Source organism: Pseudomonas pisciculturae (assembly GCF_015461805.1).
Lineage (GTDB): Bacteria > Pseudomonadota > Gammaproteobacteria > Pseudomonadales > Pseudomonadaceae > Aquipseudomonas > Aquipseudomonas pisciculturae.
In genome coordinates, this window is record NZ_JACVZE010000007.1 from 19,383 (window position 1) to 34,143 (window position 14,761).

Sequence of the window (14,761 nt, forward strand, 5' to 3'; positions counted from 1 at the left end):
TCATGCACGGCGAATCTCCAATCAAACGTCGCGTATCGCGCAAAATCTGGGTCGGCTCCGTGCCTGTGGGTGGCGACGCCCCCATCGCAGTGCAGAGCATGACCAACAGCGACACCAACGATGTGGCCGCCACCGTTGCGCAGATCAACCGTCTGGAAGCCGCTGGCGTAGACATCGTGCGGGTTTCCGTACCCGACATGGACGCTGCCGAAGCCTTCGGCCGTATCAAGCAACTGGTCAAGGTGCCGTTGGTTGCCGACATTCACTTCGACTACAAGATCGCCTTGCGCGTGGCCGAACTGGGTGTGGATTGCCTGCGCATCAACCCGGGCAACATCGGCCGTGAAGACCGTGTGCGCGCTGTGGTCGATGCTGCCCGTGATCGCGGTATTCCAATCCGCATCGGCGTCAACGCCGGTTCCCTGGAAAAAGACCTGCAAAAGAAATACGGCGAGCCTACTCCGGCGGCGTTGGTCGAGTCGGCACTGCGCCACGTTGAACACCTTGAACGCCTGAATTTCCAGGACTTCAAGGTCAGCGTAAAGGCTTCCGACGTGTTTATGGCGGTAGAAGCCTACCGCCTGCTGGCCAAGGAAATCGTGCAGCCGCTGCACCTGGGTATCACTGAAGCGGGCGGTTTACGCTCAGGCACAGTGAAATCTGCGGTGGGTCTCGGTATGCTGCTCGCCGAAGGGATCGGCGATACTATTCGCATCTCCCTGGCGGCAGACCCCGTAGAGGAAGTGAAGGTCGGTTACGACATCCTCAAATCCCTGCGTTTGCGTTCCCGTGGTATCAATTTCATTGCCTGCCCGAGCTGCTCGCGGCAGAACTTCGACGTGGTGAAAACCATGAACGATCTGGAATTGCGCCTCGAAGACCTGCTGGTGCCACTGGATGTTGCGGTGATCGGGTGTGTGGTCAACGGGCCGGGCGAAGCCAAAGAAGCCCATGTGGGTCTCACAGGCGGTACGCCGAACCTGATCTACATCGACGGCAAGCCGGCTCAGAAGTTAACGAATGACAATCTGGTGGATGAGCTCGAAAGACTGATCCGCCAGAAAGCGGCCGAAAAGGTCGCAGCTGACGCAGCGCTGATCGCGCGCGGCTGATTGAACGAATTTAAGGATTTGATGTGAGCAAGTCTCTGCAAGCCATTCGTGGCATGAACGACATCCTGCCGGAGCAGACGCCGCTGTGGCGCTACTTCGAAAGCACCGTCGCGCGCCTGCTGGATAACTACGGTTACAAGCAGATCCGCATGCCGATCGTCGAGTTCACCGAGCTGTTCAAGCGCTCCATCGGTGAAGTGACCGACATCGTCGAAAAAGAGATGTACACCTTTGAAGACCGCAACGGCGACTCCCTGACCCTGCGTCCGGAAGGCACCGCCGCGTGCGTGCGCGCTGTGCTTGAGCATGGTCTGACCGGTGCTGGCCAGCCGCAGAAATTGTGGTACATCGGCCCGATGTTCCGCCACGAGCGCCCGCAGAAAGGCCGTTATCGCCAGTTCCACCAGATCGGCCTCGAAGTATTCAACATCGACGGCCCGGATATCGACGCCGAGCTGATCGTGCTGACCTGGCGCCTGTGGGGCCTGCTGGGCATCCGCGATGCGGTCAAGCTTGAGCTCAACAGCCTGGGCACCAGTGAATCCCGCGGCCGCTACAAAGTGGCCCTGGTCGAGTACCTGTCGGCTCACCTGGACAAGTTGGACGAAGACAGCCAGCGCCGTCTGAAAACCAACCCGTTGCGCGTGCTGGACACCAAGAACGCCGACACCCAAGCCGTACTGGTCGATGCGCCAAAAATGGCCGACTACCTGGACGACGAGTCGCGCATTCACTTCGAAGGCCTCAAGGCTCGGTTGGATGCGGCTGGTATTCCGTTCGTGATCAACACCAAGCTGGTGCGTGGCCTCGATTACTACAGCAAGACCGTCTTCGAGTGGGTCACCGACAAACTTGGCGCCCAAGGCACCGTGTGTGCCGGTGGCCGTTATGACGGCCTGGTCGAGCAGATGGGCGGCAAGCCGACTACCGGTGTGGGCTTCGCCATGGGCATTGAGCGGCTGATCCTGCTGCTCGAAACCCTGGAGAAAGTCCCTGAAGAAATCTCCCGTCAGGTGGACGTGTACCTGTGCGCCTTTGGCGAGGCCGCCGAGCTGGCAGCCCTGGCCCTGAGCGAAAAAGTGCGCGACCAGTTGCCGAACCTGCGCCTGCAAGTCAATGCCGGCGCCGGCAGCTTCAAGAGCCAGTTCAAGAAGGCCGACAAGAGCGGTGCGCTGTATGCACTGATCCTGGGCGATGACGAACTGGCCCAGCAAGTGATAGGTTTCAAACCCCTGCGTGGCCAGGGCGAGCAACAGAACATTGCCTTTGATGCGCTCGCTGCGCACTTGGCCACCTGCGTCGTGCAGGGTTGAAGCTGTCGAACAGCCGAATTTAGCGATTAAGGAGTATTGGGGTGTCGAGTTCTGATGATGATCAACTGGCCGAGTTCAAGGACTGGTGGCAGCGTAACGGCAAGCCCCTGGTTACTGGCGGCCTGCTGGCTTTAGTGGTGGTGTTCGGCTGGCAAGCCTGGACCAAGTATCAGGCCAACCAGTCCCAAGGCGCCTCGATCCTCTATCAGCAATTGCTGGAAACCACGTTGACGCCGGACGGCAAGCCCGACCCTGCACAAGTTGCAGACCTGGCCGGCAAGCTGAAGAACGAATTTGGCGGTAGCACCTACGCCCAATACGGCAGCCTGTTCGTCGCGAAAGTCGCGGTCGACACCGGCAAGCTGGATGATGCGGCTGCAGAGCTCAAAGCCATCGCCGACAAACCGACCAACCCAACCCTGGGTGAAATCGCACGTCAGCGCCTGGCTCAGGTACTGGCGGCACAGAACAAGGCTGACGAAGCACTCAAACTGCTCGACGGCGATGCTGACAAGGCATTTGTAGCCACTCGCGAAGAGCTCAAGGGCGACCTGTTGGTCCAATTGGGTCGTACCGACGAAGCCAATGCTGCGTACCAAAAAGCCAAGGCGGCGCTGTCTGATGAAGCGGCGGTCGGTGGCTTACAAATCAAGCTGGACGACTTGGCCAAAGGGGATGCGTGACGTGATCCGTTGGAAACATGCAGCATTGCTGGCTCTGGCCGTTCTGGCCGCGGGTTGCAGCAGCAACAGCAAGAAAGAACTGCCGCCTGCGGAGCTGACCAGCTTCAAGGAAGAAGTGGTCCTGCAAAAGCAGTGGAGCCGCTCCATCGGTGACGGTCAGGGCGACACCTACAACATGTTGGTACCGGCTATCGACGGTGACAACATTGTCGCCGCTGACGTGACCGGCGTGGTGACGTCCATGGACCGCATGAACGGCGACGTCAAGTGGACCAAGGATCTGGATTTGCCAGTATCCGGCGCGGTAGGCGTGGGTTACGGCATGGTCATGCTCGGTACGCTGAAAGGCGAAGTCGTTGCCTTGGACTCCAGCACCGGTGAAGAGAAATGGCGCGCTCGCGTGACCAGTGAAGTGCTCGCACCGCCTGCCACCAACGGCGATATCGTCGTGGTGCAAACCCAGGACGACCGCGTGATCGGCCTCGACGCCAGCACCGGCGAACAGCGTTGGTTGTACGACAGCACCCCAGCGGTGCTGACCTTGCGCGGTACCAGTGGTCCGGTTGTGACCAACAATCTGGCCGTTGCGGGCCTGTCGACCGGTAAAGTGGTCGCCCTTGATACCCAGAACGGCGTGCCGGCCTGGGAAACCCGTGTGGCTATCCCGCAAGGTCGTTCCGAGCTGGATCGCGTAGTGGACATCGACGGTGGCCTGTTGCTGTCGGGTGAAACCCTCTACGTCGCCACCTACCAGGGCCGTGTTGCGGCGCTTGACCTGCAGACCGGCCGCGTCAACTGGCAGCGTGATGCTTCCAGCTACGCCGGTGTCGCCCAAGGGTTTGGCAGCGTCTACGTAAGCCTGGCGTCCGGCACCGTTGAAAGTGTCGACGAGCGTTCCACCACTGCACTGTGGAGCAACGACTCCCTGGCCCGCCGTCAGCTGTCGGCACCGGAAGTATTCTCCAGCTATGTAGCGGTCGGCGACTTTGAAGGCTACCTGCACCTGCTGAGCCAGGTAGACGGTCGCTTTGTCGGTCGCGAGCGTATCGACAGCGACGGCCTGCGTGCTCGTCCGCTGGTCGTGGGTAACATGCTTTATGTGTTTGGCAACAGCGGCAAGCTGGAAGCCCTGACCATCAAGTAAGAACTATGCTTGGGGTAACACCCAGGCGGCCCCGCTTCGGCGGGGCATGCGGCATTTGATTATGCTGCCCCGAGCACCAGCCGCTGCCCTGCAGCGGCTTTTGTATTTTCTGAAATAACGAAGTGGAGAGCCGCATGGTTCCCGTAATCGCCCTGGTGGGCCGACCTAACGTCGGCAAGTCCACCTTGTTCAACCGCCTGACCAGGACTCGCGACGCCATTGTCGGCGACTTGTCCGGTCTGACCCGTGATCGCCAATACGGTGAGGCAAAGTGGCAAGGGCGCTCCTACATTATTGTCGACACCGGTGGTATCTCCGGTGACGAACATGGCATGGACGAAAAAATGGCCGAGCAGTCGCTGCTCGCCATTGAAGAAGCCGATGTTGTGTTGTTCCTCGTGGACGCCCGCGCGGGCTACACCGCTGCCGACCAGATGATTGGCGAGCACCTGCGCAAGCGCAACAAGCGTTCTTATCTGATCGCCAACAAGATCGACAACATCGACCCTGAAGCGGCCCGTGCCGAATTCAGCCCGATGGGCCTGGGCGACGCGATCCCGGTCGCCGGTGCCCACGGTCGTGGTATCACCCAGATGCTGGAAATCGCCCTGCGCGATTTCCCTAAGGATGACGCCGAGGAAGAAGAGGGCGAAGAAGAGATCGTTGCCGAAGGTGAGGAAGCCAAACGCATTCCTGGCCCAAGCGAAAAAGACGGTATCAAGATCGCCATCATCGGCCGCCCTAACGTGGGCAAGTCCACGCTGGTCAACCGCATGCTCGGTGAAGACCGCGTAATCGTCTATGACCAGCCCGGCACCACCCGCGACAGCATCTACATCCCGTTCGAGCGTAACGACGAGAAGTACACGCTGATCGACACCGCCGGTGTGCGCAAGCGCGGCAAGATCCACGAGGAAGTTGAAAAGTTCTCGGTGGTCAAAACCCTGCAAGCGATCAAAGACGCCAACGTGGTGATCTTTGTGATGGACGCCCGCGAAGGCGTGGTGGACCACGACCTGAACTTGCTGGGTTTTGCCCTGGAAGCCGGTCGCGCCCTGGTGATCGCGATCAACAAGTGGGACGGCATGACGCCGAGCGAGCGCGATTTCGTCAAGATCGAGCTGCAGCGTCGCCTGTTCTTCGTCGAGTTCGCCGATATCCACTTTATTTCGGCACTGCACGGTACCGGCGTGGGTAACCTCTACGCATCCGTACAGAACTCGTTCAAGTCTGCGGTCACTCGCTGGCCGACCAACCGTCTCACCCAGATCCTGGAAGACGCCGTTGGCGAGCACGCGCCGCCGATGGTCAACAACCGCCGGATCAAACTGCGTTACGCCCACTTGGGTGGTGCCAACCCGCCGATTATCGTGATCCACGGTAACCAGATCGAGAAGGTGCCAAAGTCCTACGTGCGTTACCTGGAAAACACCTACCGCCGTGTCTTGAAACTGGTCGGTACGCCGATCCGTATCGAGTTCAAGGGTGGTGACAACCCATACGAAGGCAACAAGAACACACTGACTGACCGTCAGGTGAACAAGAAGCGTCGTTTGATGACTCACCACAAGAAGGCCGACAAGAAGCGCCGTGACAAGAAGTAACGGCAGCTTCATGTTGTAAGCGACACGCTGCAAGAGAGGGCTCCTTTGGAGCCCTTTTTTGTGCGCGACGGTTTGTGCCTTGACCCGATGCAACGGGCAGCTTAAAACTTGGGGCTCACCTGCAGGGGCCTTTCAATGATCACCAGCAAGCTGCCGAATGTCGGCACGACTATTTTCACGACTATGTCGCAACTCGCAGCCGAGACTGGCGCGCTTAACCTGTCCCAGGGGTTTCCGGATTTCAACGGCCCTCAAGCCTTACTCGATGCCGTGGGCAAGCATGTGGCCAGCGGGCACAACCAATATTCCCCAATGACCGGCCTGCCGGCCCTGCGCCAACAAGTGGCAGCAAAGATTGCCCGCAGCTATGGCGCAACGGTGAATGCCGACAGCGAAGTCACCATCACGCCCGGCGCCACTGCGGCGATCTTCTGCGCGATCCAGGCGGTGATCCGCGCTGGCGATGAAGTCATCGTGTTCGACCCTAGCTACGACAGCTACGAGCCCTCCGTCGAGCTCGCCGGTGGCCGCTGCGTGCATGTGCAATTGAGCCTGCAAGGCTTTGCGCTGGATTTTGAGCAGATCAAGGCCGCGCTGTCGCCACGCACACGCATGATCATCCTCAACACCCCACACAACCCCACAGGCGCCTTGATCAGCCGCGCTGAGCTCGACCAGTTGGCTGAATTGATCCGCGACCGCGATATCTACCTGGTCAGCGATGAGGTCTACGAACACCTGGTATTCGACGGCGTGCCCCACGTCAGCGTATTGGCCCATGAGGAGCTGTATCAGCGCGCCTTCGTGGTCAGCTCTTTCGGCAAGACCTACCACGTCACCGGCTGGAAAACCGGCTACGTGGTGGCGCCACCGGCCCTCACTGCGGAGCTGCGCAAGGTGCATCAATACGTCAACTTCTGCGGCGTGACGCCGTTGCAGTTCGCACTGGCCGACTTTATGGCTGAACACCCGGAGCACGTGGACGAGCTGCCCGCGTTTTACCAGGCCAAGCGCGACCTGTTCTGTGACTTGCTGGCGCCGTCCCGCTTCAACTTTACCCGTGTGACCGGCACCTACTTCCAACTGGTGGATTACTCACAGATCCGCCCAGACCTGGACGACGTCGCCATGTCGCTGTGGATGACCCGAGAGCACGGCGTGGCGACGATTCCGGTCTCGGTGTTCTACCAGAACCCACCCCAAGGCCAGCGCCTGGTGCGCCTGTGCTTTGCCAAACGCGAGGAGACGCTGCGCCAAGCAGCCGAGAAACTATGCGTGATCTGAGTGCATTGCCGAACCTGACTATCGCCCTGATCCAGACGACGCTGGCCTGGCACGACCGCCAGGCCAACCTGGAGCATTTCGAGCTGCTGCTGGAACAGGCCAAAGGCGCCGACTTGATCGTGTTGCCGGAGATGTTCACCACCGGTTTTTCCATGGAGTCGGCCACGCTTGCCGAATCGGAGCACGGCCCTACCCACGTCTGGCTCCAGGCTCAGGCGGCGAAATACAACGCAGTGATCACCGGCAGCGTGATCATCCAGGCCGCCGACGGCAGCCACCGCAATCGCCTGTTGTGGGCGCGGCCGGATGGCGAGGTGTTGCACTACGACAAACGTCACTTGTTTCGCATGGCTGGTGAGCACGATCACTACACGCCGGGCGAGCGCCAGGTGCAGTTCGAATTGAAGGGCTGGCGCATTCGCCCGTTGATTTGCTACGACCTGCGTTTCCCGGTGTGGAGCCGTGATGCCCAGGACACCGACCTGCTGTTGTACACCGCCAACTGGCCGGGGGCGCGGCGCCTGCATTGGAACCGCTTGCTGCCGGCGCGGGCTATTGAGAACCTGTGTTATGTGGCCGCTGTGAATCGCGTCGGCACGGACGGCAAAGGGTTTGCCTATACCGGTGACAGCCAAGTGCTGGACTTTCAGGGCGAGACCCTGCTGAGTGCGGGGGAGGCGGATGGGGTGTTTCAGGTGTGTCTGGATGCGGCGGAGCTGGCGGCGTATCGCACACGGTTTCCGGCGAACCTGGATGCCGATATTTTTCAGTTTGTCTGATACACCGCCATCGCGGGCAAGCCCGCGATGAGGCCCTCACAGCCAACAAAAAAGGCCCCTGGACTCACACCCAAGGGCCTTTCACATTTCAGCAGTAGTTACGCCGCCTTGGCTTCCTGCAGGCTCAATGAGCGGTTCAGCGCACTGAACAGTGCCTTGAAGCTGGCAGTAGTGATGTTTTCATCAATACCCACACCATGCACCGGACGCTCACCGTTCACACGCAGCTCAATGTAGGCCGCTGCCTTGGCATTGGTACCCGCGCCAATCGCGTGTTCGTTGTAGTCCATGATCTCTACACCAATCGGCAGGCCGGCGACCAAAGCTTCCAGTGCGCCGTTGCCTTTGCCTTTCCAGTGCAGGTTGGTTTCGCCCTGGCCTTTACCCGAGACTTCCACCTCGACAAAGCTGTTGCCGTTTTCTTCTTGCAGACGATGGCTGACCAGCGCATACGGGGTGTTGGCTTGCAGGTATTCACGTTGCAGCAAGGCGTAGATCTGCGGTGCAGTCATTTCCAGGCCCACGCGATCGGTTTCGGCCTGTACCACTTGGCTGAACTCTATTTGCATGCGGCGCGGCAGGCTGATGTCGTATTCCTGCTCCAGCAAGTAGGCGATGCCGCCTTTGCCCGACTGGCTGTTCACACGAATCACGGCTTCGTAGCTGCGACCGATGTCGGCCGGGTCGATCGGCAGGTACGGCACTTCCCACAGGGCGTCGTCTTTCTGCTGGGTGAAGCCCTTGCGGATCGCATCCTGGTGAGAGCCGGAGAACGCGGTGTGCACCAGGTCTCCCACGTACGGGTGACGTGGGTGAACCTGGATCTGGTTGCACTCCTCAACGACTTTGCGCACGCCGTCGATGTCGGAGAAGTCCAGTTGTGGGTCCAGGCCCTGGGTGTACATGTTCAGTGCCACAGTCACCAGGTCAACGTTACCGGTACGCTCGCCGTTGCCGAACAGGCAGCCTTCAACACGGTCGGCGCCGGCCATCAGGCCCAGTTCGGTAGCGGCCACGCCGGTGCCACGGTCGTTGTGGGTGTGCAGGCTGATGATCACGCTGTCACGGCGGTTGATATGGCGACCGAACCACTCGATCTGGTCGGCGTAGATGTTCGGCGTGGCGCATTCAACCGTGGCTGGCAGGTTGAGGATCATCTTGTGCTCAGGCGTCGGGTTCCACACCTCGATCACGGCGTCACAGACTTCCTTGGCGAATTCCAGCTCCGTGGCGCTGAAGGTCTCAGGGGAGTATTCGAAGGTCCACTGGGTTTCTGGCTGCTGGGCGGCGTATTTGACGAACAGCTTGGCCGCGTTGACCGCGATGGCCTTGATGCCGTCCTTGTCTTGGTTGAACACGATGCGGCGGAAGGACGGCGAGGTAGCGTTGTACAAGTGCACGATGGCTTTCTTGGCACCGCGCAGGGATTCGAACGTGCGTGCGATCAGGTCTTCACGGCCCTGGGTCAGCACCTGGATGGTGGTGTCCTCGGGGATGTGGCCGTCTTCGATCAGCGTACGTACAAAGTCGAAGTCGGTTTGCGAAGCGGCTGGGAACGAAGCTTCGATTTCCTTCACGCCAACGGCGACCAGGGTCTTCCAGAAGCGCAGCTTTTTCACCGCGTCCATCGGTTCGATCAGCGACTGGTTGCCATCACGCAGGTCGGAGCTGCACCAGATCGGCGCTTCGGTAATGGTTTTCGACGGCCAGGTGCGGTCCGGGATATCGATGGTCGGGAACGCGCGGTACTTCGAAGACGGGTCTTTGAGCATGCTCATCGGGAAATCCTTTGTTGTAGGGGCCGAGAAAAGGCGGCCTGCCGTAAAACTGTTTTTGGGGATAAAGCGTGAGGGCGAGGCAGATCGATTCAGCCTGGCAGTCGTGCGCTGACGAGGCACAGGCTGCGGTGCTGGCGTTGCTGAATGAGGGTGTGAGAGGTTTTCATAAGCCCAACCCTAACCGCCGGGGTGAAAGATGGCAAGCAGTGGCTAAAAATTGAGATAAGTTCTGCGTTTTATGTGGGAAACAAGATTTTGTGGTTGGGAATTGATGTGGGGCTTGTTTTAATTGCGCGCCATTTGTATGGCGCGCAATTGACTTGGTCAGGGTTGAAACGCGCCGATAAAGATCGCCGGGTCGACCCGTGCATCGTTCAGGCTGACGTTCCAGTGCATATGCGGGCCGGTCGCACGGCCGGTCGCGCCGACTTTACCCACCACTGCGCCACGCGTCAGTTGATCGCCGACTTTCACGTCGATCTTCGACATATGGCAGAACATGCTGATAAAGCCTTGGCCGTGGTCGACGAATACGGTGTTGCCATTGAAGAAGTAGTTGCCCACCAGGATTACTTTACCGTTTGCAGGCGTCTTGATTGGCGTACCCGCCGGCACGGCGAAGTCCAGGCCGGAATGCGGGTTGCGCTCCTCACCATTGAAGAAACGGCGCACGCCGAACTTGCTCGACAGCGGCCCGTTCACCGGTTTGTCCAATACCAGGTTGCTCGGCAGGTTCGGGCTGAAACTGCGGTAAGCCTTGATCTGCACCGCCAGCTCCGCCTCGATGCGCTTGAGCTGTGCCGGTTCGGGGTTGACCTGGCTTTTATTCTTCAGGGTGATGCGCTGTTCCGGGTACTTCTTGTAGCCAACGATAAACGGCAGGCTGCGAGTGCCGCTGGTGATGCGCTCATTGCCCGGCTTGACGGTGAGCGGGATACCGACAATCGCCAGCCAGTTGTCCGCCTCCTTCACCACCAGTACTGGCTTGCCTTGATAAGTGGCTTTCGGCGCGGTAGCCGAGGGGCCCAGTTCGACCACTGCAACGCCGCCCGGTACCGGTTTGTTCAAGGTGCGGCTGATGTAGCTGTCGGCGTGGGCGTTAAAGGTAAGGCACAGCAGCATCAACAGGCTGAATAGACGAGGCATCAATCAATCCAATAACGAAAGGGTGACGGGTGTCAGGTGGTTGTCTTCCACCCGCACTTGCAATTGGCCTTCACCGAGGCGCGCGGTCAGGCGCTGGCCGGTGTGGGTTTGTGCAGCATTGCGAATCGCCTGGCCGCGTTCATCCAGCAGGATGCTGTAGCCACGGCCGAGGGTCGCAAGCGGGCTGACAACTTGCAGCGTCTGCACCTGGCTTTGCAGTTGCAGCCGGCGTGCCTTGAGGCCTTCGCGCATGGCGCGGGGCAGGCGGTCGGCCAAGCTGTCGAGGCGTTGGCGCAGCAGGGCCAGTTGACGGCCGGGGTGTTGGCCGGCGAGGCGGGTTTCCAGGCGGATCAGGCGCTCGCGACGGGTATTGAGGCTGCGCTCGAAGGCGCGGCGCAGGCGCATATCCAGATCATCCAGGCGCTGGGCTTGCTGGCGCAGGCGTTCGCCGGGGTGACGCAGGCGCCGGGCCATGCCCTCAAGGCGCAGGCGGTCGTGGCTCAGGCGGTTGCGCATCAGCATCACCAGGCGGCGGTGCAGGTTTTCAACCTGGCGCACCAGGTGGCTGGCGTCTGGGGCGAGTAATTCAGCCGCGGCGGACGGGGTAGGGGCGCGCACGTCAGCGACGAAATCGCAGATGGACACATCGGTCTCATGGCCGACCGCGCTGACGATGGGCGTGACGCAGGCGTCCACTGCACGGGCCACGGCTTCTTCGTTGAAACACCAGAGGTCTTCCAGCGAGCCGCCGCCACGGGCCAGGATCAATGCGTCGAAGCCGCGGGCATCCGCCAGTTTCAGCGCTCGCACAATCTGCGGGATCGCTTCGCGGCCCTGCACGGCGGTGGGGATCAATGTCAGTTCAACGTTCGGCGCACGGCGGCGAAACACGCTGATGATGTCGCGGATCACCGCGCCAGTGGGTGAACTGATAATGCCAATGCGCCGAGGATGGGCCGGCAGCGGCACCTTGCGTTCGGCACTGAACAGGCCTTCGGCGCTGAGTTTTTCTTTGAGCGCATCGAAGGCCAAACGCAGCGCACCATCGCCCGCAGGTTCGACGGTGTCGAGAATCAGCTGGTAGTCACCACGGCCTTCAAACAGCGAGACCTTGCCGCGCACTTTCACTGCCAAGCCGTCCTTCAGCGCCTGACGCACCCGCGCCGCGTTGTTGCGAAACAACGCGCAACGCACCTGGGCGCCGCTGTCCTTGAGGGTGAAATACACATGGCCGGAGGCCGGGCGGGCGAGGTTGGAGATCTCGCCTTCGACCCAGATATTGGTGAACACGTCTTCCAGCAACACCCGCGCACGGCCGTTGAGTTGGCTGACAGTGAGGACTTCGCGGTCCAGGCCCAGGCGGGCAAAGGGGTCTTTAATCATGGTGAGGGAGTTTATAGGCATTCGTGCAGGGTTTGGCAGAATTGCTCCACCAGCGCGCTCGGCGTTTGCTGGCAGGCCAGGGCCACAGTGCTCATGCAGTCCGGGTCGGCCAGGGGTAAAAAGCGCACGTTGGAAGGAGCAATGTCCTGCATGGATTTTGGTAACAAGGCAATACCGAAACCCGCTTGGATCAGTTGCAACTGGGTAGTCTTGCGCGACATCACCCGCGCCGCCTTGGGGAAAAATCCCGCCCGCATGCACAACTCGGCTGACAGGTAACTCAGGCCTCCGCGCTGTGGATGGGGGATCGAGATAAACGCTTCATCCTTGAGTTGCTCCAACTCGACAGGTGTTTTGCTGCCCGCCAGCGGATGGTTCGGCGGTACCGCTAGCAACAGTTGTTCACTATATAAAGGCACGACACGCACGCCTTCGCGCTGGCGCAACACCGGCAGGCGCAACAGCCCCACCTCAAGGCGACCGTCGGCAATCTCTTCCAACTGCGCTTCGGAGGACAGTTTGACGATATCCATCGACACGCCGGGGCAGCGCTCCAACCAAGTGCTGATGCCTTGCAGCAACTGGCCGCTCATCGGCACGGTGCTCGAATGGCTTAGGCGCAGGGTGCCGAGCTGGCCATTGCCCACTTGCGTGGCCATCTCACTGGCTTTGAGCAACTCACTCAGCAGGTTGCGTGCTCGCGGGTAAAAGGCTTCGCCGGCCGCTGTAAGGTGGGGCTGGCGTGCGGTGCGTTCAAACAACGGGGTTTGCAGCTGGATCTCCAGCTCCTTGATCTGCCGGCTCAGGGCCGATTGCGCCACGAACAGGCGTTCGGCGGCGGCGCTGAAGCTGCCACTGTCGGCGATTTCGACGAAGTAGCGCAGTTGGCGGGTAGAAATCACACGTCATGCCTTTTCGAGATAGGTGGAGGGCTTTGAAGATATTAGTCGCAACCCTCGTCGATGGCTAAAGTGAAGGGCATCTCTTTAAAGGAATAACCCATGAGCCCGGTTGAGCTGATGAGCCAGTGGTCGTTTGGCGGTGTGGAGTGGCTGGTGATCGGCCTGGGTGTGGTGGTGGCTTATATCGTGTTCGGTATTGCCGGGTTTGGTACGGCGTTGGTGGCGGGGCCGATTCTGCTCCTGTTCATGCCTTTGTCGAAGATCATCCCGCTGCTGGTACTGCTGGATTTTGTCGCGGCGTTCGGCGGCCTGCTGCAAACGCGGCGGGACGTGAACAGGTCGGAACTGTTGCGACTGCTGCCATGCATGGCGATTGGCTGCACGTTGGGCGTGGTGTTTTTGCTCAATCTGCATTCGGATGTGTTGCTGTTGTTGATGGGGTTGTTTATCAGCGCGTATGCCATCTACAACCTGGCGGTAAAGGCGCGGCCGACGCAGCTGGCGACGGGGTGGTCGATTCCCATGGGCACCGTTGGCGGGTTGTTTGGCGCATTGTTTGGCAGCGGCGGCTTTTTATATGCGATCTATCTGAACAGCCGCTTGCCCAAGGACGCGGCCCGCGCGACCCAAAGTGCGCTGATCAGTTGCAGCACCGTGGTGCGCTTGAGCCTGTTCCTGATTGCCGGGGTGTATGCGGATTTGCCGCTGTTGATGTTGGCGGTGTGCCTGTTGCCGGCGATGGTATTGGGGCTGTGGTTTGGGCGCCGGCTGACGATGCGCCTGTCGCGGGAGGCGTTTGTGCGGTTGGTGACCTGGTTGGTGCTGGCCAGTGGGGTTGCGTTGATTGGGCGGTATTTGAGTGCTTGACCTGATTGCTTCAGGGATTAAGCTGCCAGCCTTTAGGGCCTCATCGGGGGCAAGCCCCCTCCCACACTTGAAAGCATTCACAATTCAAATGTGGGAGGGGGCTTGCCCCCGATGGCGTCAGCAGCCACACCGCAGGACTCCCATGAATTCCCAAAGCATCCTTGTTCCGAAAATCTCCACCTTGCCCGTCCACGAACCCCGCGCCCGGGCGATCGTGCGTTGGCTGGTGCGCAAGAACATCATCAAGGAAGAACTCACCACCTGTGGCCGCACCGGCAACCGCATGGGCCACGCCCTGGCCGATGGCGCCCGCGCCGTGGTGCTGCACCCCGAAGCGCTGCCGTTCAACGAGCCGGTCAACGGCCTGGAGATTATCTACAAGCGCTGTATCTATACCCCTGCCAAGGGTTTTCTCGAAGAAGCCGGCTGCCCGGAATGCCGCAAGGAAGTCGGCGAAGCACTGTTCGAAAGCCTGGAAGACTGGATGCCCGGCCACACCGACAACTTCACCTGCCCGCTGTGTGGGCATGAAGACGACATCAACGGGTTTCTGTTCCTACAGGAGTGCGGGTTTTCCAACCTGGGCTTCATTTTCAACAACTGGGCGGAGGCGGGGTTCAAGCAGAGCTTTATCGACGAATTTGCCGATTGGCTGGACCAGAAGATGAGTTGGGTCAAAGTCGAACTTTAATCCATCTATCAGTATTACCAAGTTTGTCAGAGTTTTACATTGAGCCCGACAGGGTGCATGTATATAATGGCGCGC

13 protein-coding genes are annotated in these 14,761 nt (G+C 60.1%); 9 read left to right on the forward strand and 4 right to left on the reverse strand.

The genetic code is table 11. The features are described 5' to 3' along the window. Window positions 1-2 precede the first annotated feature (2 nt). The 7 genes from ispG (at window position 3) to ICY20_RS19210 (ending at window position 7,919) form a co-directional block, all read left to right on the forward strand. On the forward strand, window positions 3-1,112 hold the full coding sequence (gene ispG, locus ICY20_RS19180; protein ID WP_017736818.1) for a flavodoxin-dependent (E)-4-hydroxy-3-methylbut-2-enyl-diphosphate synthase: 1,110 nt from the start codon (window positions 3-5) through the stop codon (window positions 1,110-1,112). A 23-nt stretch (window positions 1,113-1,135) separates the two neighbouring features. Beyond that, window positions 1,136-2,425 carry a histidine--tRNA ligase gene (gene hisS, locus ICY20_RS19185; protein ID WP_017736817.1) on the forward strand — a complete coding sequence of 430 codons (1,290 nt, stop codon included), beginning with the start codon at window positions 1,136-1,138 and terminating at the stop codon, window positions 2,423-2,425. Window positions 2,426-2,466: 41 nt separating this feature from the next. Beyond that, a complete protein-coding gene (locus ICY20_RS19190) occupies window positions 2,467-3,108 on the forward strand; it encodes a YfgM family protein (protein ID WP_016977673.1) in 642 nt (213 codons plus the stop codon). Continuing rightward, the gene (gene bamB / locus ICY20_RS19195; protein WP_159955292.1) at window positions 3,101-4,252 is read left to right on the forward strand and encodes an outer membrane protein assembly factor BamB; all 1,152 of its coding nucleotides are present in this window, start codon (window positions 3,101-3,103) and stop codon (window positions 4,250-4,252) included. The genes ICY20_RS19190 and bamB overlap by 8 nt, the downstream gene beginning before the upstream one ends. Before the next feature lie 134 nt (window positions 4,253-4,386). Further along, complete coding sequence (der, locus tag ICY20_RS19200; protein ID WP_159955294.1) at window positions 4,387-5,856, forward strand: ribosome biogenesis GTPase Der; 1,470 nt, start codon at window positions 4,387-4,389, stop codon at window positions 5,854-5,856. A 135-nt stretch (window positions 5,857-5,991) separates the two neighbouring features. Next, window positions 5,992-7,140: a pyridoxal phosphate-dependent aminotransferase gene (locus ICY20_RS19205; protein ID WP_159955296.1), complete on the forward strand. Its 1,149-nt coding sequence runs from the start codon at window positions 5,992-5,994 to the stop codon at window positions 7,138-7,140. Next, window positions 7,128-7,919, forward strand: a complete 792-nt coding sequence (locus tag ICY20_RS19210; protein WP_194938363.1) for an amidohydrolase — start codon at window positions 7,128-7,130, stop codon at window positions 7,917-7,919. Before ICY20_RS19205 ends, ICY20_RS19210 begins: the two co-directional genes overlap by 13 nt. Window positions 7,920-8,017: 98 nt before the next feature. Here the strand turns inward: ICY20_RS19210 and leuA are convergent, their stop codons facing one another. The 4 genes from leuA to ICY20_RS19230 all read right to left on the reverse strand — a co-directional run bounded on the left by leuA (window position 8,018) and on the right by ICY20_RS19230 (window position 13,128). Then, window positions 8,018-9,697, reverse strand: a complete 1,680-nt coding sequence (gene leuA / locus ICY20_RS19215; RefSeq protein ID WP_159955300.1) for a 2-isopropylmalate synthase — start codon at window positions 9,695-9,697, stop codon at window positions 8,018-8,020. A gap of 324 nt (window positions 9,698-10,021) precedes the next feature. Beyond that, a complete protein-coding gene (locus tag ICY20_RS19220; RefSeq protein ID WP_194938364.1) occupies window positions 10,022-10,843 on the reverse strand; it encodes a M23 family metallopeptidase in 822 nt (273 codons plus the stop codon). 3 nt (window positions 10,844-10,846) lie between these two features. After that, entirely contained in the window at window positions 10,847-12,226 is a 1,380-nt protein-coding gene (gene xseA, locus ICY20_RS19225) for an exodeoxyribonuclease VII large subunit (RefSeq protein ID WP_159955304.1), read from the reverse strand. Between the two features lie 11 nt (window positions 12,227-12,237). After that, window positions 12,238-13,128, reverse strand: coding sequence for a LysR family transcriptional regulator (locus ICY20_RS19230; protein WP_159955306.1), 891 nt, complete (start codon window positions 13,126-13,128; stop codon window positions 12,238-12,240). 99 nt (window positions 13,129-13,227) lie between these two features. On the opposite strand from ICY20_RS19230, the gene ICY20_RS19235 reads away from it, so the two are divergent. Next, a complete protein-coding gene (locus tag ICY20_RS19235; protein ID WP_159955308.1) occupies window positions 13,228-13,995 on the forward strand; it encodes a sulfite exporter TauE/SafE family protein in 768 nt (255 codons plus the stop codon). Window positions 13,996-14,137: 142 nt separating this feature from the next. Further along, window positions 14,138-14,686, forward strand: coding sequence for a sugar ABC transporter ATPase (locus ICY20_RS19240; RefSeq protein WP_194938365.1), 549 nt, complete (start codon window positions 14,138-14,140; stop codon window positions 14,684-14,686). Window positions 14,687-14,761: the final 75 nt, after the last annotated feature.